This window comes from Herbaspirillum rubrisubalbicans (assembly GCF_003719195.1).
GTDB classification, from domain to species: Bacteria; Pseudomonadota; Gammaproteobacteria; order Burkholderiales; family Burkholderiaceae_D; genus Herbaspirillum; species Herbaspirillum rubrisubalbicans.
In genome coordinates this window covers 1,755,441-1,775,598 of sequence record NZ_CP024996.1, presented here as the reverse complement: position 1 = coordinate 1,775,598, position 20,158 = coordinate 1,755,441, and the positions used below count along the sequence as shown (strand labels likewise).

Below are 20,158 nucleotides of genomic sequence, written 5' to 3'. Positions count from 1 at the left end.
ACCGTGACCGATGCCAGGCACCGGTCACCACCCGCAGGGGCGTTCAGGCCGTCTTCTGCAGCAAATCCTTCTGCTCGTGACCACCACCGACCTGCAGATCACCGGCCAGTTGACCACCCTCTTCGATGACCAGCTTGCCATAACGGATCTTGCCGGTGACCTTGCCGCTGGAATAGATCACCAGCTTCTGGCGCACCGTCAGGTCGCCATCGAATTCGCCGCGGATCTCGGCCAGGTCGATCTCGGCCGAGCCCTTGAAGGCACCGCGCTCGGCGATCTGCACCACGCGGCAGTTGATGGTGGCTTGTACCTTGCCTTCCACCACCAGGGTGTCGCAATCCTCGATCTCGCCCTTGACCTTGATGTTGGGACCGACCGTGAGCTTGCTGCCGCTCTCCTCGGTGGCTGCGGGGGCAGCGTGGGAAACGGAAGAAGGATAAGGGGCAGCCTTGTTGACGCTGGTCACATTGCCGCCAGTGGAAGAAGAGACGCTGCTCCCCGCACTGCTGAACGGGGAGTTGGTCGAATTGGTTTCGCGTTTGCCGAAGAGGGATTCCGAGCGAAGCATGTGATCTCCTGAAATGGGTAGTGCCAGATGCGTAAACATCTACGCGCAAAAAATAACGTGCGGCAAGGCGCACAACAGACTCACAACACGCCGCAACTGCGATGACGGGATCGCTGCACAGGACCGCAAACAACGGTCACAGGCTTGAATGGCGTGCTGTGGCAGCACAGGTTCTGCCCTCCCGCTGTGGTCGCGCGCGCCACGATGGAGCACCTGGATCGTCGTGATCAGGCATTGCCCGGGAGGAAACCTGTGCGATTCGGCAGGATGCCAAATACAAAGTTCACCACAATTTTGTAACAGCAGAAGCGCTGTTTTCATGCAGTAAATACAAGGCAAATTATTTATATTTTGCAGCGCCTTGTAACTAAAAAAAATGTAACAGTTGTTGCCCCACCAGCGTCGCCTACAGGCGACATGCATGGCGTTGCAATCCGCTCTGGCCATGGCTTGCAGACCATCACGCCGCTAACCAATGTTGAGATCATCGAAAATAAAATCCTCTAAAAACTTAGAAATTGGCTTCCATAGCATTCCCGCTGAATTGCCACGAAAAGACGAAAAACCAGAGTGTGACGCGATGTAAGCGATGAAAATGAATGTCATCCGGCGCAGCAGATCGGCACTAGGCGATTTATGATGTGCGCTATTGCCCGGCAGGCAGTGCCCCATCTCATCCTGCCCAGCCCTCCCCCCTTCCCTGCATATGCCATGAGCAACGATCAGATCCCCTCGCCGGAGTCACCGGATTCCTTTGGCGCCCACCTCTTCCCGGCGCGGCGCAACTCCACCGCCGCGCGTACCGTGGCCGGCTTGATCGCCGTCATCAGCTGGTTTGCCTTCGTGGCGCAGACCGACATCACCATCAGCCGCCTGCTGGCGCGCGGCGGTGGGGTGCTCGATGGGCTGGATCGGCTCACCATGTACCTCACCAATCTCACCATCCTGATGAGCGCACTGTGCTTCACCTCGCTGGCCCTGTCGCTGACCACGCCGATGAGCCGCTTCTTCCGGCAGCCCTCAGTAATTTCAGCGGTGGTGGCCTACCTGGCTTTCGTGGGGATCGCCTACAACCTCTTGCTGCGTCACCTGTGGACGCCGACCGGGTTCCGGGCGCTGGTCAATGAGAGCCTGCATACGGTGGTACCGCTGCTGGGCATTGTGTATTGGATTTTCTTCGTGCCGGTGTTCCAGGCATCGCTGAAGAAGTCGCTGCTGTGGCTGATCTATCCCCTAGGCTACCTGACGCTGACCTTGTGGCGCGGGGCGCTGTCGGGCTTCTATCCCTACCCCTTCATCGACGTCAACGCGCTGGGCTATCCGCGCGTGCTGCTTAATGCCTGCATGTTGCTGGCAGCCTTCGTGGGATTGATGGGCTTGTTCATCGCGGTCAACCGCTCGGGCAAGCCAGTCCTGCAGCGCAGGTAAATGGACAGGAACAGTAAAAAGGAAAGTGCTGTGACCGGACTACCGCTCCGGCCACAGACTCAAATCAATGGCGCAGTGATGGCCAGCACCAGCATGAACAACATGCCGGCACTGAAACTGGCGCCGATGAGCAGGTATTGAAAAGCTTTGAGCAACATGATTCCCCCGGACGACAATACCGCAATGGTGTGAGAGCCAGACGCGCCATCCCCTGACACGGCCAGCCCACCTGACCCGCACGCCGGGCCACGCTGCACTGGGACACAGCCCATGCGATCGATGCATTCTAGGGCTATCCCAGCGCATGGATTGCATCCTAGCGTTTCTTTTACATAAACTTTCACTGTCTTTTGGTGCAGGTTTTGTCATTTTCTTGATTGCCCACATGATGGAAAAGACACATCCTTGTCATACGGTCGCGCTATGCTCCCCCCCGCTATGCGCCAAACCCCACAACAATATCCAACAGGAAACTCATCCATGAGCAAGCACGACGACGACATCGCCGGCAGCCAGCCGACCGCCGGTGACTCCCCTATCCTCCCGCAGAACAACAGCCGCCGCCGCTTCCTGGGTGGCATGGCTGCGCTCGGCGCCGGCAGTGCCCTGGCCGCCTGCGCCACCGAAGGCCAAGGCAACACTGCCGGCCCCGGCGGCAATCCGCTGGAGGCGGCGGCACTGGACCGCGCCTTACGCGAGAACGTCAAGACCATTGTGGTCATCTATGCCGAGAATCGCAGCTTCAACAACCTCTTCGCCGATTTCCCCGGCCTGGAAAAGCCGCTGTCCTCGCTCAAGCCCGCGGACTACCAGCAACGTGACCGCGACGGCAGCCTGCTCAAGGAATTGCCGCCAGCCTGGAATGGCGTGCTGATCCAGGACCAGAGCGTGGAAGGCGTCACCTACGCCGGCGGCAAGCAATACCAGACCAACCTGCCCAATGCCCCCTATGCACTCAAGGGCCCGCAGGGCGAAGCCCTGCCGCTGAGCCTGGTCACGCGCGACCTGTGGCACGTGTTCTACCAGAACCAGATGCAGATCAATGGCGGCAAGAACGATGGCTTCGTAGCCTGGGCCGATTCCGGTGGCCTGACCATGGGCCACTATGGCGACACCAAGTACAACCTGCGCCTGTGGGATGTGGCGCGCGAGTTCGTGCTGTGCGACAACTTTTTCCAGGGCGCCTTCGGCGGTTCCTTCCTGAACCACCAGTACCTGATCTGCGCCACCGCGCCCTTCTACCCCAACGTGATGAGCTCGGTCTCCCGTACCCAGGTGGCCAAGACCCGCAACAACGATCCGCTCTCGCCCGAACTGGTCCCCGAAGAAGGCAGCCCGGCCAGCGCCCTGCAAGGCCCGCCCAAGTTCGGCCCCAGCGCACTGACCCCGGACGGCTACGCCGTCAACACCATGGCCCCACCGTATTGGCCGACCTGGAGCCGCGACCGCAACAACCCGGCCTATGCCGAACCCAACCAGCCCAGCGTACTGGTGCCGCAGACGCATGAGCACATCGGCGACAAGCTCAACAAGAAGGGTATCGACTGGGCCTGGTATGCCGGCGCCTGGCAAGCCACTCTGGATGAATTCAAGGATTCCAAGGGTATCCCCAAGATCCCCAATTTCCAGTACCACCACCAGCCCTTCAACTACTTCAAGAACCTGGGCCCGGAAAATCCGGCCGAGCGCAACAAGCGCCTGCGCGACGGTGGCCTGGGGGATGAAGCGCGCACCAACCGCTTCCTGGCCGACGTGGAGGCCGGTCGCCTGCCGCCGGTGACCTTCTACAAGCCGCAAGGCAACCTCAACCTGCACGCCGGCTATGCCGACATCGCCTCCGGCGACCGTCACATCGCGCACGTCATCAAGAGCCTGCAGGCCAGCCCGCAGTGGAAGAACATGGTGGTGGTGATCACCTTCGACGAAAACGGCGGCTGGTGGGATCACGTGGCCCCGCCCAAGGGCGACCGTTGGGGTCCGGGCACCCGCGTGCCGGCGCTGGTGGTCTCGCCCTTCGCCCGCAAGGGGATGGTGGACCACACCATCTATGACACCGCTTCCATCCTGCGCCTGATCACCCGTACCTTCGGCCTGGAAACGCTGGATGGTCTCAAGCAGCGTGATGAGGCCATGATCGCGCGTGGACAGCAACCGATGGGCGACCTGACCAACGCCTTGCAGTTCAAGGCGTAATCCAGCTCGACCACTGTCATCGCTTCACGTTGTCTGGGCACACACCCCCAGGGCAGACCAATCATGCCCTGGGGGTGTTTTCTTTCGCCCTTACGATTGCCCCCCTTACTCAATTCGTACTGCAAACCCTAATTGCTGCCGCAGACTGACAGCAGAAGCAATACTTCGAGAGCGTGATAGAGTACCGGGCTATCGTCTTTCGATAGTTTGTGCAGCGGTGCCATCTATGCACCTTGCAGCCTGCTTCCTTGGGGAATTTCGTGAAAATTGAGTCGATCCGATTAAAAAACTTCAAGACGTTCCGTGATGTCCATCTCACGGATATTCCGCCTTTCCTAGTCGTGGTTGGCGCGAATGGTTCGGGGAAATCCACGCTCTTTGACGTCTTCGGATTTCTGCATGACTGCCTGAAAGGTAACGTAAGGCAGGCTTTGGACAAGCGTGGCCGCTTCAAAGAAGTCCTCAGCAGAGATGTGCCTGAGGATGAAAGCATCCTCATCGAGATCCAATACCGAATGCCGATCACTGATGTGGAACGGCTAGTGACTTATTCGCTTGAAATTGCCGAGCAGGGTGGCTTGCCCTTCGTCAAACGTGAAGTCTTACGCTATAAACGCGGACGCTACGGCAGTCCATACCGCTTCCTTGACTTCACCAACGGCTCCGGATTTGCCATTACCAACGAAGAAGATTTTCATCAACCTGACGAATCACTAGACCGCGAGCATCAAACCGTGGCACCGGACACTTTGGCCATCAAAGGGCTTGGACAATTCGAACGCTTCAAGGCGGCCAACGCATTCAGGCAATTGATCGAATCCTGGCACGTATCGGACTTTCACATCACCGCCGCGCGCGGTCGAAAGGAAGCCGCTGGAGATTCGGAGCATCTCTCCGAGACGGGCGACAACCTTCCCAGAGTCGCCTTATATCTCCACGAAAACTTCCCTAAGAAATTTCAGGAAATCCTGCAAATCGTCGCGCAACGTGTGCCCGGCGTTAGTGGAATCGAACCTCGACTCATGGATGATGGTTATCTCACCCTCAGATTCCAGGATGGTTCTTTCAAGACGCCTTTCCTGGATCGATACGTATCAGACGGGACGATCAAGATGTTCGCGTATCTTGTGTTGCTGCACGATCCAGCTCCCCATCCCTTGCTCTGTGTCGAAGAGCCGGAAAACCAGCTTTATCCGAAACTGATGGCTGAGCTGGCCGAAGAGTTTCGCCTCTACTCCACCCGAGGACAAGGGCAAGTTCTGGTCTCAACGCATTCCCCTGACTTCTTGAATGCACTGAATCTGGAAGAGGTATGTTGGCTGGTCAAGAGTAAAGGAACTACCGAGATACGCCGCGCCAAAGATGATCCGCAAATTGCAAAATACATGAGCGAAGGCGATCAGCTCGGCTACCTGTGGAAACAAGGTTTTTTTGAAGGAGCCGATCCACAATGAGGCCAGAGCTTGTCTTTCTTCTTGAAGAACCATCTGCAAAAGCAATGCTGGATACACTACTGCCCAGAATCTTGAATCCCTTGGTTCGTCATCGGCTTATCCCATTCGAAGGCAAGCAAGATCTGGAAAAGCAACTGGAGCGAAAGCTTCGCGGATATCTCAATCCTGATGCACGCTTTCTGATCATGCGAGACCAGGACAGCCATGCAGATTGCAAGGCATTGAAAGACACACTCGTGACAAAGTGTATCGCCGCTGGCAAAGGGAATGTCTCTCTCGTGCGGATAGCGTGTCGTGAGTTAGAGAGCTTTTATCTAGCGGATCTGGGTGCAGTCGAGTCAGCCCTAGACATTCAAGGACTGCGCAAGCTTCAAGGAAATGCAAAATATCGGGAACCTGACAGACTCGGGTCACCCAGCATGGAGTTGCATGAGCTGACACGGGGCAAATACCAAAAAGTCGGAGGATCAAGAAACCTCGGATATTATCTGGACCTGGACAACACTCGCTCATCAAGTTTTTCAAACCTGATCCAAGGTATCAAGCGACTTGAGTTGCAACTCCTGAACGCGATGTAATAGCCCGCCCAGCAATTCAAGTCGTGGGCCAGCTCCCGTCAATTTCGAGCCATAACGTCAGGCCAGCCAGGGCGGCGCCGTTTCACGCAGGTTGATCTTCCTGGGAATGAGCTTCAGGTCGAGGAAGGTATCGGCAATCTGCTGTTGCTCATCCAGGATGGCCTGGGTGATGGGCAGCGTACCGTAGTGATAGCGTCGCACCACCACATCCAGCACGCTCTTGGGCAGGCCCAGGATGCCGGCCAGTTCATTGGCGTAATCGTCCGGACGAGTCTTGGCGAACTCATCCACCTTGGCCAGCTCTTCCAGTGCGATACGAATGAGGTCGGCGTTATCACGCGCATAGTCACGCGTCGAAAAATAATAGGCACGGTTCTTCACCACCCCATCGGCATCGGCCAGGATACGCGCCTTCAGGGTCTGCTGAGCCGCGGCCAGATAGGGTTCCCAGATCGCCCAGGCATCCACCGAGCCGCGCTCGAAGGCGGCACGGGCATCGGCTGGGGCCAGCCATACCGGGGTGACGTCGCCATACTGCAGGCCATGCTTTTGCAGCAGCTTGACCAGGAAGTAATGCACGTTGGAACCCTTGTTGAGTGCAATGCGCTTGCCCTTGAGCTGCTCAGGCTTGAACAGACTGTCATCCTTGACCAGCACCGCTTCCACATAAGGGCGCGGCACCGTGGCACCGACATAGACCAGCGGCGTGCCGGCCGCCTGTGCAAAGATCGGTGGTGCTTCCCCGACGTCGCCGAAGTCGATCGACCCGGCACCCAGCGCTTCTAGCTGCACCGGCCCGGCGCTGAATTCCACCCACTTCACGCTCGCCCCCAGCGGCGCCAGGCGCTGCTCCAGAGTGCCATGGGCGCGAATGATGCTTAACGCCCCCTTCTGGTACCCCACGCGCAACTGGCGGCTGGCAGCGCGTGCCGGGCGTGGTGCCAGGGTGGCGAGGGTTGCTGCGGTCCCCAGCGCAAGGCCGGTGGCGAGCAGGCGGCGGCGTTTGCTGTTGTGTTCCACCACGGCGATGGCCCGGCTGCGTTGGTCTTCTTGCTGCGGCATGTGTGCTCCACGTTCATTGTTCAGGTAACTGCTTCAGGCAAACCAGAGTAGCCATCCCCGCCTGAACTGCGAACGAATCATTCCGCCAGTGCATAGAAGAAAAGCGGATAAGTCAGAACAGGACTGATAGGCGCCGCTCATCCAAATTCCTACATTTATATCATATTATGATATATTAATCCTTTATCCCTTTACCCTGGCCGACCTCTTCTCCTCGCCTCACCACGAGCACGGCCCTCCACCTGGTTTTTCCATGAAACACAAACGCGACTACACCGCCGACCGACGGCTCCCCCTGCTGTGCGCCATTGCCGTGGTCATCGGCGTGCTCTCCACGGGTGCGGCCTGGCTGCTGATCAAACTGATTGCGCTGTTTACCAACCTGTTCTACTTCCAGCGCCTGTCCTTTGCTGCCAGTTCACCGGCCAGCCATACGCTGGGCTGGATCGCCGCCGTGCTGCCGGTGGCAGGTGGTCTGATCGTCGGCCTGATGGCACGCTACGGCAGCGACAAGATCCGCGGCCATGGCATTCCCGAAGCAATCGAAGCCATCCTCTTCGGCAAGAGTCGCATGTCGCCCAAGGTGGCGCTGTTGAAACCCTTGTCCTCGGGCATCGTCATCGGCAGTGGCGGCCCGTTCGGCGCGGAAGGTCCAATCATCATGACCGGCGGTTCGCTGGGTTCGCTGCTGGCGCAATGGCTGCACCTGACCGCGGCCGAGCGCAAGACCCTGCTGGTTTCGGGTGCCTGCGCCGGCATGACCGCCATCTTCGGCACGCCCCTGGCGGCAGTGCTGCTGGCGGTGGAATTGCTGCTGTTCGAATTGCGTCCGCGCAGCCTGCTACCGGTGGCGCTGGCCTGTGCCGTGGCAGGTTTCCTGCGGCCCTGGATGATCGATGCCGGCGTACTGTTTCCACTGCAGGTCGCCCCGGTGGCGCCGCTGGCCCTGCTCTCCTGCCTGCTGGCGGGCCTGGCCAGCGGCGTACTGGCGGCGCTGCTGACGCTGGCGCTGTACCGCATCGAAGACGGCTTTCATCGCCTGCCCCTGCACTGGATGTGGTGGCCGGCCCTGGGCGGCATTGCCGTCGGCCTGGGCGGGCTGCTGCAGCCACGTGCGCTGGGAGTGGGCTATGACGTCATTGCCGACCTGCTCAACCAGCACATGCTGGTGTCGGCCGCGCTGGTACTGCTGCTGGTGAAGGCAGTGATCTGGCTGCTGGCACTGGGCTCGGGAACCTCGGGCGGGGTGCTGGCCCCCTTATTGATGATGGGGGCAGGACTGGGGCTGGTGCTTTCTCCCTGGCTACCGGGAGGCTCGCCGACATTGTGGCCACTGGTCTGCATGGCCGGGGTGCTGGGCAGTGTGCTGGGGGCGCCGTTGACGGCCATCGTGTTCGCCTTCGGCCTGACCCACGCGGGCAATGCCCTGCTGCCACTGATTGCGACCACCGCCGTGGCCTATGGCGTGAACGTGCTGTGGATGAAGCGTTCCATCATGACCGAGAAAATCGCCCGGCGCGGCTTGCACGTGCACCGCGAATACGGCGTCGATCCGCTGGAGCGGGTCCACGTGGACGACCTGATGTCGGTGCCGCAAGCTCTGGAAGCAGCACTACCCGCAAGCCAGGCGCTGGAGCAGTGTCGTACCGGCGCACAGGTACATCGCTATTACCCGGTCACCGCACAGGGCCGGCTGGTGGGCATGGTGGCCTTGCGCCGACTGCGGCAAGCCGATCCGGCCACCGATTGCGGCTCCCTGCTGGAGCCCGATAGTGGTTACCTGCTGCCGCACCTGAGCGCGCGCGCAGCCGCCGGGGCGATGGCACAACGGGCAGTGGCGCGACTGCCGGTGGTGGCCGGACCTGAAAAGCAGCAACTGGTGGGCGTGCTATCGCTGTCGGACCTGGCACGCGCCAGCGCCACTCATGCCGAAGAAGAATCGGTACGGGAAAAACTGCTGGGCAACTGAAGCCCCGGCGCCGCGTGGATCAGATCCCCCCGGTGAGCTTGCACATCAGGTTGTCGTGCGAGACCAGGACCACGTTGATACCGGCATTGCCATTGTCCATGCGGAATTCACTGTTGCCGTTGGACAGTGAAATGATGCGCACCGCTCGCGTGGCCGATTCGGTCAACACTATCTCGGCCGCCATGTTCAGGCAAGTCAGCACGCAACCGCTGCCGGCGGCGCAACTGCGGGTGATGTCGCTAGCCACCGGCGTGGGCGCCGCCGGTACCGACTGCACTGGCATCGTGAGAGGCGGCACCTGGGCCAGCGCAGCCCCAGCAGCCAGCATCAGCAGAGACAGCAACGACAGCCTCGCCGAGGTGGTCGAGCTCCATCTGAACCTGTACATGGATTTCCCTTCTCGCAAGCAATCTATCAATCAATCGAATCAGGGCGTATTGCATCACAAACAAAAAAAAGGCGCACATCCTCGCGGAAGCGCGCCCAAAAGTAAGCCCCCCTCAGGGCTTCCCGGTAATCCATGAAACGGGACGGCTGCGGCGCCTGAACCTCGCCCCTGGGGCGCTAGATCGCGGTGCAGCCGGTATGAGCGAACTTTACCCGTAGGCTGGCACCAGCCCTATCGGGAGCTTCCTGAGGCGCGCGCCAAAACCATCAGGAATTTCCTGAGTGGATTGGCCATCAGGCCTGCACCACTGCCCGCAAAGCGGCATCCGACAAGGCTTTGCGGCAGATCAAATGGCCGCATATGGATATGCAGAAAGATCGTTTGCATCGGCTGGAAATGACCGTTAAAGTACTTTCCCAGAGCAATTCAACTGCGGCGCCACTTTTCAGATAGAACTGGGCGCCGCGAATCGCTCTACCGGTTTTCTCCTCGATTCGCATCCCGCCCAGTTGCCCCGCCGGCGCCCCGCGTGCATTTTTGATAGCATTTGGGCATGGATACCTCTCACACCCCCGAATTAAATGCCCTGGCCGAATCAGCCGGGCTGGGCCTGTCTACGGTCGTGGCCGGGCTGCGCACCTCGCGCGAAGTGACCAACAAGATCCGCTACCGTGGCGAGATCCGCGAATTGCCCTCGCGTGAAGCCATGCAAAAGCTCTTGCACCACCTGCAGGCAGCACTGTTCCCCACGCATTATGGGCATACCGATTTATCCGATGAGACCATCGATTATTTCGTTGGAAGCCAGTTGAATGCGGCGCTGGCCATCCTGCGCGAGCAGGTACGCCGCAGCCTCTATTTCAGCAGCGAAATACATGAAGATGCCCTGCTGCGCGAGCGCGCCACGGTGATCACGCGCGACTTCGCGCATCAGTTGCCCGCCGTGCGCGACATTCTGGTCAGCGACATCCAGGCCGCCTATCACGGCGACCCCGCTGCCTCCAGCATTTCGGAAATCCTGCTGTGCTACCCCGGCACTACCGCCATCATCTACCACCGCCTGGCGCACGCTCTGCACCAGCTGGGAGCGCCGCTGCTGGCGCGCCTGATCGCCGACATCGCCCATTCGGCCACCGGCATCGACATCCACCCGGCCGCGCAGATCGGTCCCAGCTTCTTCATCGACCACGGCACCGGCGTGGTGATCGGCGAAACCACCATCATCGGCCGCAACGTGCGCCTGTACCAGGCCGTGACGCTGGGCGCCAAACGCTTCCCGCAGGAGCCGGACGGTTCATTGGTCAAGGGAATTGCGCGCCATCCCATCGTCGAGGATGACGTGGTGGTCTATGCCGGAGCAACCCTGCTGGGCCGCATCACCATCGGCCAGGGCTCAGTCATCGGCGGCAACGTCTGGCTCACACACAGCGTGCCGCCGGGCAGCAATATCTCCCAGGCAGAGATGCTGAGCGACTGCCGCCAGCCCTGAACCGGTGCGCTCTGTACAGCTCAACTGCCCAAGGGCAGCCAGCGTTGCAGGAAATACAGCGCACCCAGCAAGGCCAGGCCGAACAAGAAAATGGCACCGATGAGCTTGCGTTCACCCGGTTGCAGGGGTTCCAGGGAGAGGTTGCCGAGTTCCTGATAGATGTAGGGTTCGTTCATGGACATACCTGGGGCAAGATCGAAGAGAAGCCCCATACTAGCCAGCCACCGACCCGCTGTGAACGAAGCGATGGGCGCATCGATATCCGTTGAGCGCATAAGGCGCCTCGCGCCACGCGCCTTACTTGCCGCCAGGTGCGGCAGCGGCCACCACAACCGGTTCGCGGCCGCAGGCAATGGCCGCCAAGGCCAGCGCTGCCGCCGCCAGTCCATACAGCCACAGCGACGACATCACCGGCAGCAGCAAGCCCGCCAGCATGGGCCCCAAGCCAGCCCCGATATCGCGCCAGATGGCGCGCCCGGCCAGCGCATGTACCCGTTGCCCGGGCGGCGTGCGGGCCGCCACGATGGGGGCCAGCAGCGGCAACTGCAGCGCCCTCAGGATCACGATCAGGCCGGCGAACAACCACAGCAAGCCGCCACCGAAACCGACCAGCGCCACGCAAGTGGCCAGGGATAGCGTCACCAGCACCTTGACCGCCCCGAACCGCTCGGCCAGCCAACCGCCCAGCGGGCTCAAGACGATCTCCCCCGCATAGCGCAGCGCCATGAGTACGCCTGCGACCAGCTCGCCATCGGCACCGAAGGATTGCTTGCTCATATAGGCTAGGCCCACAATGAACAGACCATCCAGCGTCAAGCCTTCCAGGAACGACCACCAGTCCAGTGCATTGGGCAACTTCCAGCGGCGCGGCTGCGGCGGCGCGTAGGCATGGGCTGGCAGACGATGCGCCGCCAGCAAGCCCAGCAGCGCGGTCATCGCCACGCACCCGAACACCATGCGCGGCCCGACATGCGCGGCCAGCAGTGCGGCAGTGGGCAGCCAGAGCATGGGGCCGATGGCGATCACCCCGCGCGAACGCCCCGAGCGGCGCGCCGCGCCCTGGGCTGTCGAGGTGGACATGGCCTGGGTCGACAGGTTAAGCCCGGCAAAAGCCATGCCCCACAACAGACGCAACGGCAGCAGTGCCCAGAAGCCACTGGCCACCGTATAGCCGAGGGCGCACACGACGGCCGTACACACCGCCATGAGGCAAGTCGGGCGATCACCACGGCGCGCATAGAAACTGGTTACCCAACGATACCCGGCGATGCGCACCAGCCGATTGGCCGCCAGCAGCACGCCGGCCTCGGCCAGGCTCACATGGAACTGGTCGGCATACATCGGCAACAGCAGGTAGAGGACGATATCGCAGGGTAAGGCAGCCGATAGCGACAAGGCGGCGTGGCGCGAATCGAGATCGGCCTGGCGGAGGTCTGGCGTGGACATGGACCGGATGATGCGCCGTGCGAGTTGGCGCTGACAAACGATATTAATTCCGGTCATGCGTGATAATATCTGACGCATGGCCGATCTTACCCTTCCGCTCAATGCCATCCGCGCCTTCCTGGCAGCGGCCCGTCATCAAAGCTTCACGTTGGCAGCGCAAGAGCTCAATGTCACGCATGGCGCCATCAGCCGCCAGATCAAGAACCTGGAAGATTACCTGGGGATGCCGCTGTTCGAGCGGCGTATCCGTCAGGTCTTGCTGACCGAACGTGGTCGACAGTTCTTCGAAGAAGCCAGTCCGGCCTTCGACATCCTGGCCACTGCGGCGCGCCGGGTGATGCGCGATGCGCCTACGCGCACGGTGGTCATCAATGTGCGGCCTTCGTTTGCGGTGCGCTGGCTGATTCCGCATCTCGCCGATTTCGTCGAGCGCTATCCGGGCATTGCACCGCAGGTGGTGACCAGCACGGCTTCGGTGGGCAAGGCTGGTTCGTCCTTCGATATGGCGATCCGGCGTGGCGAGAACAATTGGCCGGAGCGGCTCAAGGTGCAGCGTTTCATGGAGGATGAGCTGGTACTGGTGGCTTCGCCTGCGCTGTTACAGACGATGCCGTTGGTGGATGTGTCGCAGATTGTGGGGCATACGCTGCTGGTGTCGCGCAGTCGGCGCAATGATTGGGACGATTGGCGCAAGTTGGTGGGCTTGAAGCGCTGGCGTGGGCAGGCCATGCTGCATTTCGATCATGTGCATTTCGTGTTGCAGGCGGTGGTGGATGGGCTGGGGTTGGCGCTGTCGCCGGTGTCGCTGGCCGACAATGATCTGCGCTCGGGGCGGCTGGTGTGTCCCTTCCCGCATTTGCGCATGAGCCTGGCGCCTTACTACCTGGGGATTGATGCGCAGGCGGGGGCGGAGGCTTTGCTGTTTGCTAAATGGCTGGGGGAGTATCGAGGGTCGTTGGTGATGCCGGCTTGATGCTGTTGGCTTGATCTTGTTGGCTTGGATGTGATGGTGTTTTTTGGTTTTGGGGTAGTCTGCACGGAAAACTTATGTGCGCTCTAGCTTAATTGTGTCCTCTCTCCGGTCGGGAGGACGCGCCGGGGGCGGCCCGGCAGCCGCTCACTTTTCTTGTCTCGCCAAGAAAAGTAAGCAAAAGAAGGCGACCGCTACTACCCCGCCCTCCTGCGGAGGGTCCCCGCGTCAGTGCACATCAAAACGGGAAAAATAGAGTCGCTTCGCTCCGACTATTTTTCTGATCCGTTTTGATGTGCACTGACGCGGCGGGGCAGAAGCGGACGACCTCAACGGCTCGCCTTCGGCCTCGCGACATCTCCGACTCGCCTACGGCTTCGGGTTGGGGTTCTTCACCTTCGATACGTCGGTGCGCGACCACAGTCCGCACGGTAAATTATTTATACAAAAACAGAACATTGCCCGAAGAAAAATTCGATGCCGCAGGCGAGCCCACACAAAGCCGAAGGCGAGTCGGAGACCCCGCGAGGCCGAAGGCGAGCCGGTTACGCTTTCCCCCTTGGGGGCCAGCCGACGCAGCGAAGTGAAAAGTGGATCAGAAAAATAGTGGGAGCGTAGCGACTCTATTTTTCCCACTTTTCGCTTCGCTGCGGCGGGTACCCTCCGTAGGAGGGCTGGCTCTTAGGGGGCCGCTTTCTTTGCTCACTTTCTTTGGCGGGCCAAAGAAAGTGAGCGGCTGCCGGGCCGCCCCCGGCGCGTCCTCCCGACCGGAGAAAGAAAAGCATTAAGCTAGAGCGCACATAAGTTTACCGTGCAGACTACCCCAAAACCAAAAACCACCACCACAACCAGCCAAAACAAAAACCAAAAACCAACTAAGGAAATAAAAAAACATTCTTAGCCACAACCCCAGCAGAGCGCTCTAATAACGCCAAGGCAAAAACCGCAAAAAGGAAATCCCCGCCATGTCATTAGAACTCTTCTGGTTCCTCCCCACCTCAGGCGACACCCGCTACCTCGGCAAATCCGACTTCGGCCGCGCCCCCACCCTTGACTACATGCGCCAGATCGCCGTCACCAGCGAAAACCTCGGCTACGACGGCCTGCTCATCCCCACCGGCGCCTCCTGCCTCGACCCCTGGATCGTCGCCGCCAGCCTGGTCCCGGTCACCCAGCGCATCAAACTGCTGGTAGCTCTGAGAACCTCGCTCGGCGGCCCCGGCCCCTCCGCCCGACAAGCCGCCACCCTCGACCAGGCCCTCAACGGCCGCCTGCTCCTCAACGTCGTCCCCGGCGGCGACGCCACCGAACTCGAAGCCGACGGCGTCTTCCTCAAGCATGACGAACGCTACGAAGCCGCCGACGAATACCTCACCATCTGGCGCAAACTGCTGCAAGGCGAGATCGTCAACTACGAAGGCAAACACTTCCGCATCCGCCGCGGCCAGATCTTCCACCCGGCCGTGCAACAACCCTACCCGCCCCTCTACTTCGGCGGCTCCTCCCCCGCCGCCCACGCGTTGGCCGCCAAACACGTGGATGCCTACCTCACCTGGGGCGAGCCACCGGCTGCGGTCAAACAGAAGATCGAAGATGTGCGCGAACGTGCCGCCAAACACGGCCGCACCGTGCGCTTCGGCGTGCGCCTGCACGCCATCGTGCGTGAGACCACCGCCGAAGCCTGGGCCGCTGCCGACCGTCTCATCAGCAAACTCACCGATGACGACATCGCCCGCGCCCAAGAAAACTACGCCAGGATGGATTCCGTAGGACAACAAAGAATGGCGGCCCTGCATGGCGGTCGGCGCGACAAACTGGAAATCGCCCCTAACCTCTGGGCCGGGGTGGGACTGGTGCGCGGCGGGGCCGGTACCTCGCTGGTGGGCGATGCCGCCACGGTGGCCGAACGGCTGCAGGAATATGCGGATCTGGGCGTGGATACCTTCGTGCTATCCGGCTACCCGCACCTGGAAGAAGCGATCCGCTTTGCCGAACTGGTGTTCCCGCTATTGGGCAAGAACGCAGTCACCTTGCGTGACCGCGCACAGACCGGCGGCGCCTTCGATATCCGCGCCGCCGCCTCAGCCTCCTGAGCGCAAGGACGAATCAGGAAACCAGCTTGATGTAAGCCGCCGCGTCGAGGAAACCCTCTGACGAAAACGGCGCGGTCGGCTTGAGCTTGAAGATCCACTGCTCATAGGGCGCCTCGTTGATGGCATCAGGCCGCTCCACCAGCACCTCGTTGATGGCGATCACCTCGCCATCAACCGGTGCATGAAGGTCCGAGGCCGTCTTGTTGGACTCCACGATGCCGGATTCAGCCCCGCGCGCCAGGGCCTTGCCCACGCTCGGCATGTCCACGTAGACCAGCGGCCCCAACTGCTCCTGGCCGAAATCGGTGATACCGATGGTCAGCGTGCCGTCGGCCTCCAGCTTGACCCACTCATGGGTCTGGGCATAGACCAGGTGATCGGGAATATTCATCACAGTTTCCTCGTTGAATGGATAGAGGGGTTACTTCGCTTCAGCCTTGCTGCCATCGGCAAACACCGGCTCGCCCAGGTTGAGCATCAAGCGATTGGCCCAGGCAAAGATGGCCACCGAATGGATCAGGTCCAGCACTTCCAGTTCGCTCAAGCCCACCTCGTAGAGCGCCTTGATCTGCGCTGCACCGATCTGCCCTGGTGTCTCGGTCAACTCGGCCGAGAACTTGGCGATGGCCTGTTCACGCGCATCCACCCCGGCGCCATAAGGGGTATCAAACACCTGGCGCACGGTATCGTTACGCTTGGCCAACTGCTCGAAACGCTGTGCATGGACCGAGGCGCAATACACGCAACCATTGATGCGCGAGACCACCAGCGAACCCAGTTCGCGCTCGGCACGCGAGAGGCCGCCCGGGGCATACATGATGGCGTTGAAGGCGGCCGAACGCTGGCGCAGGATGTCGGGCTGGTGCGCCAGGAACAGGTAGTAGTCCGAGGTCTTGGCCTTGGGGTGGCTTTCTTCCAGCACCTTGATCTGGTCTTCGCTGGCCTCCTCCAGCTGGATCACATCCAGCCAGGCATCCCATTCCAGGGTCTCGTTGGTAAAGCCATTGGCCTTGATGATATCGCTCATGAGGCTGCTCCTTATTGAGCCGCGGCAGCACGCATGGCCTTCAAGCCGGCGACCACGCGCAATTGATAGGACACGAAGGCGATCAGCTGCGACAGCGCCACCACGGCGGGCGTACTGATGCCGGCGGCGGGCAGCTTTTCAATGGCGGCCTTGTCACCTTCCACCGGGCGCTGGGTGAGCGCGCGAGTAAAGACCAGCATGGCGCGCAAGCGGCCTTCGGGCAGTTGTTCCGGGCTACCGCTGTCGGCTGCGGCCAGTTGCGCAGCCTCGGCGGGCAGCGCTTGCGCGCGGGCGCGATAGTGATCGGCCAGGTCGGTCGCGCCCGCCAGGCGGCAGGCGTAGAGCGCTACCAACAGGCGTTCGTCCAGGCCGATGCCTGCCAGGGCTGGATCGAAGAGCGTGTCATAGCTGCCCTGCGAGGCCACGGCAACCTTGTCGCGCTGATGGCGCAGGCCGTGCAGGGGGCTGCCGGCCGTCAGGCCAGCCAGTTGGTCGATGACATCCTTGCTGATGTCGTAGACGGGGGTACTCATGGGGTCTCCTTATTGGATGAATGTCTGGCCAGTGCATCGCGCAGGAATTGCTGCGCCTGCTGCCAGGCGTCGAGATCGGCGCGGGCGTTGGCTTGCGGTTCGCCACCGCCGGTGCTGACGCGGCCCGAGACCGGGTGCGCATAGGTGGTCTGCGTGGTCGGCACGAACGGGAACAGGATGGAATGGCCGGCATGGGCATAGTTGCGCCAGACTACCGGCCAGGGATGCGATACCGCAGCCAGCTTGTCACGCACCATGCCGCAATAGAGGCTGGAAGGCCAGGAGCCATCATCGGTAGCCGACAGCAGCAGTACCGGCGCCTGGATGCACTCCACCGGAATGCGCGCGCGTGCCACCGCCTCTTCATCCTGCAAGGCAGTCAGCATCGCCAGTTCATGCCGATGCGGTGCCGGGCCGTCATCGAATGGCGCCCAGCTGGCGCTGCGGTTGCCCTGCCATTGATGTGGCAGGGGCTCGCCACGCAAGAGCCAGGTCGGCCCTTCCCGCCCCACCGCCGGGTCGGCAGCGTTCTGGCCGCTATGCACCAGCGCACTGGGCACATAGGCCAGCACCGCCGAGACCTTCTGCGGGAAGGTCGCACCCAGCAGCAGCACCAGTTCGCCACCGCGCGACTGGCCGCTGATGGCCACGAAGTCGTGCAGCGGTTGGACTTCGGCACGCAACCAGTCCAGGCCACGCTCGAAATATTCCAGCGGTGTGTTGGAGATGTAATCCGACAAGCCCGGCGCCTTGAAGTAAGCCAGGGCAAAGGCCGCGTAGCCCCGCGCGGCATACAGCGCCGCCCGCGGCTCATTGATGCCGCCCCCCGAGCCGTTGAGGATCATCACGGCCGGATGCGGTCCCGGCGTAGCCGGCAGGAATAGCGTGCCGACCAGGCCCGCCTCGCGTACTTCACGACGCACCACACCTTCTGATGCCAGGCGCTGCACCAGCACCGTGCTGGCCGGGATGCAGGGCAGCAGCCCCGGCTGGTCCAGCGCAGAGACGGTCAGCGTGGTTTCCAGCGGCGCCATCACGTCGGCATGGAAGTTGTCGCGCCGCCCGGCCTGCACCGGTTTCTGCGACCACAGCAAGCCCATCGGGTCGATGCCATAGTAGTCGCCGTCGATGGCCGGGTTCATGCTCACATCCACATTGCCATAGGCATCGGCGATGTAGCAGGCCGTGCTGCACCACTGCGCGCCATTGCGCAAGGTAGATGAGGAAATTCGCACCGGCTCGCCCGGATGTGCGCCCCGCACGACGATGCGCCGTGGCACGTCGATCAGGTCGTCGATCGGGCTGACTTCGATGGAGAAGTTGGGCATGTGCTTACTTCTTGTCCTGGGTCACCATCATGGCGGTGGTGCGGTCACTGCTGATGGGAGTGACCTTCAGCCCCTTCTTGGCGGCCCAGATGTTCTGGTAGTGATACAGCGGGATCACGCCCACTTCATCCGAGACCGTCTTGGCCGCGCCGCGCAGGATGGCTTCGCGCTTGGCGGCATCGAATTCCGCAGTGGAATCGGCCAGGGCCTTGTCCACCGCCGGGCTGCTGTAGTGGTTCCAGTTGGAGGCGCCGATGCCCTTCTTGGGGTCCACCGTGCCCAGCACGTTGACCAGTGCATAGCTGGCTTCGCCGGTCCCGTTACCCCAGGCCAGCACCGAGACCGCGAATTCGTTCTTGTTGGCGCGCGAAGAATAGGACGCCCACGGCAGCACCTCGACCTGGGTCTTGATGCCGATACGGGTCCAGAACTGGGCCACTGCCTGCATGGTTTCCGGCGCTTGCGGATAGCGGTCGTTGGGTACGTGGATGGTCAGCTTGAAGCCTTCCGGGAAACCAGCCTCGGCCAGCAGCTTCTTGGCCTGCGCGGCATCGAAGGGAATGTTCTTGATCTCCGGGTTGTAGCCGAAGGTATCGGCCGGCATCCACTGGTTAGCCTCGGTGGCGGCACCTTGCAGGATACGATCGATCAGGGCCTTGCGGTTGATCGCCAGCGACATGGCGCGGCGTACGCGCACGTCCAACAGCGGGTTCTTCTCCAGCGGCTTGCCGTTGTTGTCGGTGATGAAGGGGCTCGGGCCTTCGTGGAAGCTGGGCTGGATCAGCAGCACGCGCAAGCCGTTGTAGGGATACACCTTGACGTTGGGTGACTGCTTGAGCTTGGCCAGGTCGGACACCGAGACCTTGTCGATCACGTCCACATCGCCCGAAAGCAGCGCCGCAGTGCGTGCGGCGCCGTTGTTGATGTAGCGGTAGTTGACCTTTTCCCACAAGGCCTTGCCGCCCCAGTAGTCGTCGTTACGCTGCATCACCACGCGGTCGCCTGGCGTGTAGGAGACGAACTTGTAGGGGCCGGTACCGATCACGGCCGCACCGCTGTTGTAGTTCTCGGTGCTGGATTTTTCACCCACGTGCTTGCTGACGATATGTACCGAGGCCAGGTTCAACGGCAGGTCGGGATTAGGGATATTGGTCTTGATGACCAGGGTCAGCGGGTCCTTGGCGGTGACCGATTCCACCGTACGCAGGTAGCCGGCGAAGGTGGCCACGCTGCCCGGCACGGCGCGCGCACGCTGGTAGGAGAAGATCACGTCGTCGGCGGTGAAGGGCTTGCCGTCCTGCCACTTGACGTTGGGGCGCAGCTTGAATTCCCAGGTCTTGGGGTCGATGTTCTTCCAGCTCACCGCCAGGCCCGGCACCAGCTTGTTGTAGTCGTTCTGGACCAGCAGGTCCCAGAAATGCAGGTCCACCGAGCGGTCGCCGGCGTGATTGTTCAGTTGCGGATCAAGCGAAGAGAGCGGATCGGCAAAGGCGATGTTGAGGTTCTGCGCACGCGCCGCATCGGCGGCAACGGCCAGCGCGGCACCGGTCAGGGCGACGGCCAGCAGGCGGGTCAGGAGGGTTTTCTTCATGGTCGGGTTCCTCTGTGGTCAGGGTGTAAGCACTGCGGGAT

The 20,158-nt window shown here is 61.4% G+C and carries 18 protein-coding genes; 8 read left to right on the top strand and 10 right to left on the bottom strand.

Annotated features, from left to right (window positions below; genetic code table 11):
• Positions 1-43: 43 nt before the first annotated feature.
• Entirely contained in the window at positions 44-568 is a 525-nt protein-coding gene (locus RC54_RS07865; protein WP_058894900.1) for a bactofilin family protein, read from the bottom strand.
• 711 nt (positions 569-1,279) lie between these two features.
• On the opposite strand from RC54_RS07865, the gene RC54_RS07860 reads away from it, so the two are divergent.
• From RC54_RS07860 to RC54_RS07845, 4 genes are all read left to right on the top strand, one after another.
• Positions 1,280-1,996, top strand: a complete 717-nt coding sequence (locus RC54_RS07860; RefSeq protein ID WP_061790658.1) for a Pr6Pr family membrane protein — start codon at positions 1,280-1,282, stop codon at positions 1,994-1,996.
• 480 nt (positions 1,997-2,476) lie between these two features.
• A complete protein-coding gene (locus tag RC54_RS07855) occupies positions 2,477-4,189 on the top strand; it encodes an acid phosphatase (protein WP_058894898.1) in 1,713 nt (570 codons plus the stop codon).
• Positions 4,190-4,449: 260 nt separating this feature from the next.
• Positions 4,450-5,643, top strand: coding sequence for an AAA family ATPase (locus tag RC54_RS07850; protein WP_058897515.1), 1,194 nt, complete (start codon positions 4,450-4,452; stop codon positions 5,641-5,643).
• Complete coding sequence (locus RC54_RS07845) at positions 5,640-6,221, top strand: DUF4276 family protein (RefSeq protein ID WP_082686007.1); 582 nt, start codon at positions 5,640-5,642, stop codon at positions 6,219-6,221. The genes RC54_RS07850 and RC54_RS07845 overlap by 4 nt, the downstream gene beginning before the upstream one ends.
• A 57-nt stretch (positions 6,222-6,278) precedes the next feature.
• On the opposite strand, the gene RC54_RS07840 is transcribed toward RC54_RS07845, so the two are convergent.
• Positions 6,279-7,283, bottom strand: coding sequence for a sulfonate ABC transporter substrate-binding protein (locus RC54_RS07840; RefSeq protein WP_061790659.1), 1,005 nt, complete (start codon positions 7,281-7,283; stop codon positions 6,279-6,281).
• 253 nt (positions 7,284-7,536) lie between these two features.
• On the opposite strand from RC54_RS07840, the gene RC54_RS07835 reads away from it, so the two are divergent.
• On the top strand, positions 7,537-9,252 hold the full coding sequence (locus RC54_RS07835; protein ID WP_061790660.1) for a chloride channel protein: 1,716 nt from the start codon (positions 7,537-7,539) through the stop codon (positions 9,250-9,252).
• Between the two features lie 19 nt (positions 9,253-9,271).
• Here the strand turns inward: RC54_RS07835 and RC54_RS07830 are convergent, their stop codons facing one another.
• Complete coding sequence (locus tag RC54_RS07830; protein WP_061790661.1) at positions 9,272-9,640, bottom strand: hypothetical protein; 369 nt, start codon at positions 9,638-9,640, stop codon at positions 9,272-9,274.
• Between the two features lie 553 nt (positions 9,641-10,193).
• On the opposite strand from RC54_RS07830, the gene epsC reads away from it, so the two are divergent.
• Entirely contained in the window at positions 10,194-11,129 is a 936-nt protein-coding gene (gene epsC / locus RC54_RS07825; protein ID WP_058894894.1) for a serine O-acetyltransferase EpsC, read from the top strand.
• 20 nt (positions 11,130-11,149) lie between these two features.
• Here epsC and RC54_RS25050 read toward each other — a convergent pair whose 3' ends face one another.
• Positions 11,150-11,305 carry a hypothetical protein gene (locus tag RC54_RS25050; protein ID WP_164471196.1) on the bottom strand — a complete coding sequence of 52 codons (156 nt, stop codon included), beginning with the start codon at positions 11,303-11,305 and terminating at the stop codon, positions 11,150-11,152.
• A 121-nt stretch (positions 11,306-11,426) separates the two neighbouring features.
• Positions 11,427-12,575 (bottom strand): MFS transporter, encoded by a 1,149-nt coding sequence (locus tag RC54_RS07820; protein ID WP_061790662.1) that lies wholly within the window; start codon positions 12,573-12,575, stop codon positions 11,427-11,429.
• A 76-nt stretch (positions 12,576-12,651) separates the two neighbouring features.
• Between RC54_RS07820 and RC54_RS07815 the strand changes: the two genes are divergently transcribed.
• A complete protein-coding gene (locus RC54_RS07815) occupies positions 12,652-13,548 on the top strand; it encodes a LysR substrate-binding domain-containing protein (protein WP_058894892.1) in 897 nt (298 codons plus the stop codon).
• A gap of 962 nt (positions 13,549-14,510) precedes the next feature.
• A complete protein-coding gene (gene ssuD / locus RC54_RS07810) occupies positions 14,511-15,638 on the top strand; it encodes an FMNH2-dependent alkanesulfonate monooxygenase (protein ID WP_061789124.1) in 1,128 nt (375 codons plus the stop codon).
• Between the two features lie 13 nt (positions 15,639-15,651).
• Here the strand turns inward: ssuD and gcvH are convergent, their stop codons facing one another.
• Genes gcvH through RC54_RS07785 form a run of 5 tightly spaced genes read right to left on the bottom strand, consistent with a single transcriptional unit; the run spans position 15,652 to position 20,117 of the window.
• Positions 15,652-16,029, bottom strand: coding sequence for a glycine cleavage system protein GcvH (gene gcvH / locus RC54_RS07805; protein ID WP_061789123.1), 378 nt, complete (start codon positions 16,027-16,029; stop codon positions 15,652-15,654).
• A gap of 30 nt (positions 16,030-16,059) precedes the next feature.
• Complete coding sequence (locus RC54_RS07800; RefSeq protein WP_058894889.1) at positions 16,060-16,665, bottom strand: peroxidase-related enzyme; 606 nt, start codon at positions 16,663-16,665, stop codon at positions 16,060-16,062.
• A gap of 11 nt (positions 16,666-16,676) precedes the next feature.
• Positions 16,677-17,198 carry a CMD domain protein gene (locus tag RC54_RS07795; RefSeq protein WP_061789122.1) on the bottom strand — a complete coding sequence of 174 codons (522 nt, stop codon included), beginning with the start codon at positions 17,196-17,198 and terminating at the stop codon, positions 16,677-16,679.
• Entirely contained in the window at positions 17,195-18,526 is a 1,332-nt protein-coding gene (locus RC54_RS07790; protein ID WP_058894887.1) for an acyl-CoA thioesterase/bile acid-CoA:amino acid N-acyltransferase family protein, read from the bottom strand. Before RC54_RS07790 ends, RC54_RS07795 begins: the two co-directional genes overlap by 4 nt.
• A gap of 4 nt (positions 18,527-18,530) precedes the next feature.
• Entirely contained in the window at positions 18,531-20,117 is a 1,587-nt protein-coding gene (locus RC54_RS07785; RefSeq protein ID WP_082686006.1) for an ABC transporter substrate-binding protein, read from the bottom strand.
• Positions 20,118-20,158 lie beyond the last annotated feature (41 nt).

Coding starts and splice junctions, on each gene's coding strand:
- RC54_RS07845 (WP_082686007.1), top strand. CDS start 5,640: ATGAGGCCAGAGCTTGTCTTTCTTCTTGAAGAACCATCTGCAAAAGCA.
- RC54_RS07855 (WP_058894898.1), top strand. CDS start 2,477: ATGAGCAAGCACGACGACGACATCGCCGGCAGCCAGCCGACCGCCGGT.
- RC54_RS25050 (WP_164471196.1), bottom strand. CDS start 11,305: ATGAACGAACCCTACATCTATCAGGAACTCGGCAACCTCTCCCTGGAA.
- RC54_RS07835 (WP_061790660.1), top strand. CDS start 7,537: ATGAAACACAAACGCGACTACACCGCCGACCGACGGCTCCCCCTGCTG.
- RC54_RS07865 (WP_058894900.1), bottom strand. CDS start 568: ATGCTTCGCTCGGAATCCCTCTTCGGCAAACGCGAAACCAATTCGACC.
- RC54_RS07820 (WP_061790662.1), bottom strand. CDS start 12,575: ATGTCCACGCCAGACCTCCGCCAGGCCGATCTCGATTCGCGCCACGCC.
- RC54_RS07815 (WP_058894892.1), top strand. CDS start 12,652: ATGGCCGATCTTACCCTTCCGCTCAATGCCATCCGCGCCTTCCTGGCA.
- RC54_RS07785 (WP_082686006.1), bottom strand. CDS start 20,117: ATGAAGAAAACCCTCCTGACCCGCCTGCTGGCCGTCGCCCTGACCGGT.
- ssuD (WP_061789124.1), top strand. CDS start 14,511: ATGTCATTAGAACTCTTCTGGTTCCTCCCCACCTCAGGCGACACCCGC.
- RC54_RS07840 (WP_061790659.1), bottom strand. CDS start 7,283: ATGCCGCAGCAAGAAGACCAACGCAGCCGGGCCATCGCCGTGGTGGAA.
- gcvH (WP_061789123.1), bottom strand. CDS start 16,029: ATGAATATTCCCGATCACCTGGTCTATGCCCAGACCCATGAGTGGGTC.
- epsC (WP_058894894.1), top strand. CDS start 10,194: ATGGATACCTCTCACACCCCCGAATTAAATGCCCTGGCCGAATCAGCC.
- RC54_RS07795 (WP_061789122.1), bottom strand. CDS start 17,198: ATGAGTACCCCCGTCTACGACATCAGCAAGGATGTCATCGACCAACTG.
- RC54_RS07790 (WP_058894887.1), bottom strand. CDS start 18,526: ATGCCCAACTTCTCCATCGAAGTCAGCCCGATCGACGACCTGATCGAC.
- RC54_RS07860 (WP_061790658.1), top strand. CDS start 1,280: ATGAGCAACGATCAGATCCCCTCGCCGGAGTCACCGGATTCCTTTGGC.
- RC54_RS07800 (WP_058894889.1), bottom strand. CDS start 16,665: ATGAGCGATATCATCAAGGCCAATGGCTTTACCAACGAGACCCTGGAA.
- RC54_RS07830 (WP_061790661.1), bottom strand. CDS start 9,640: ATGTACAGGTTCAGATGGAGCTCGACCACCTCGGCGAGGCTGTCGTTG.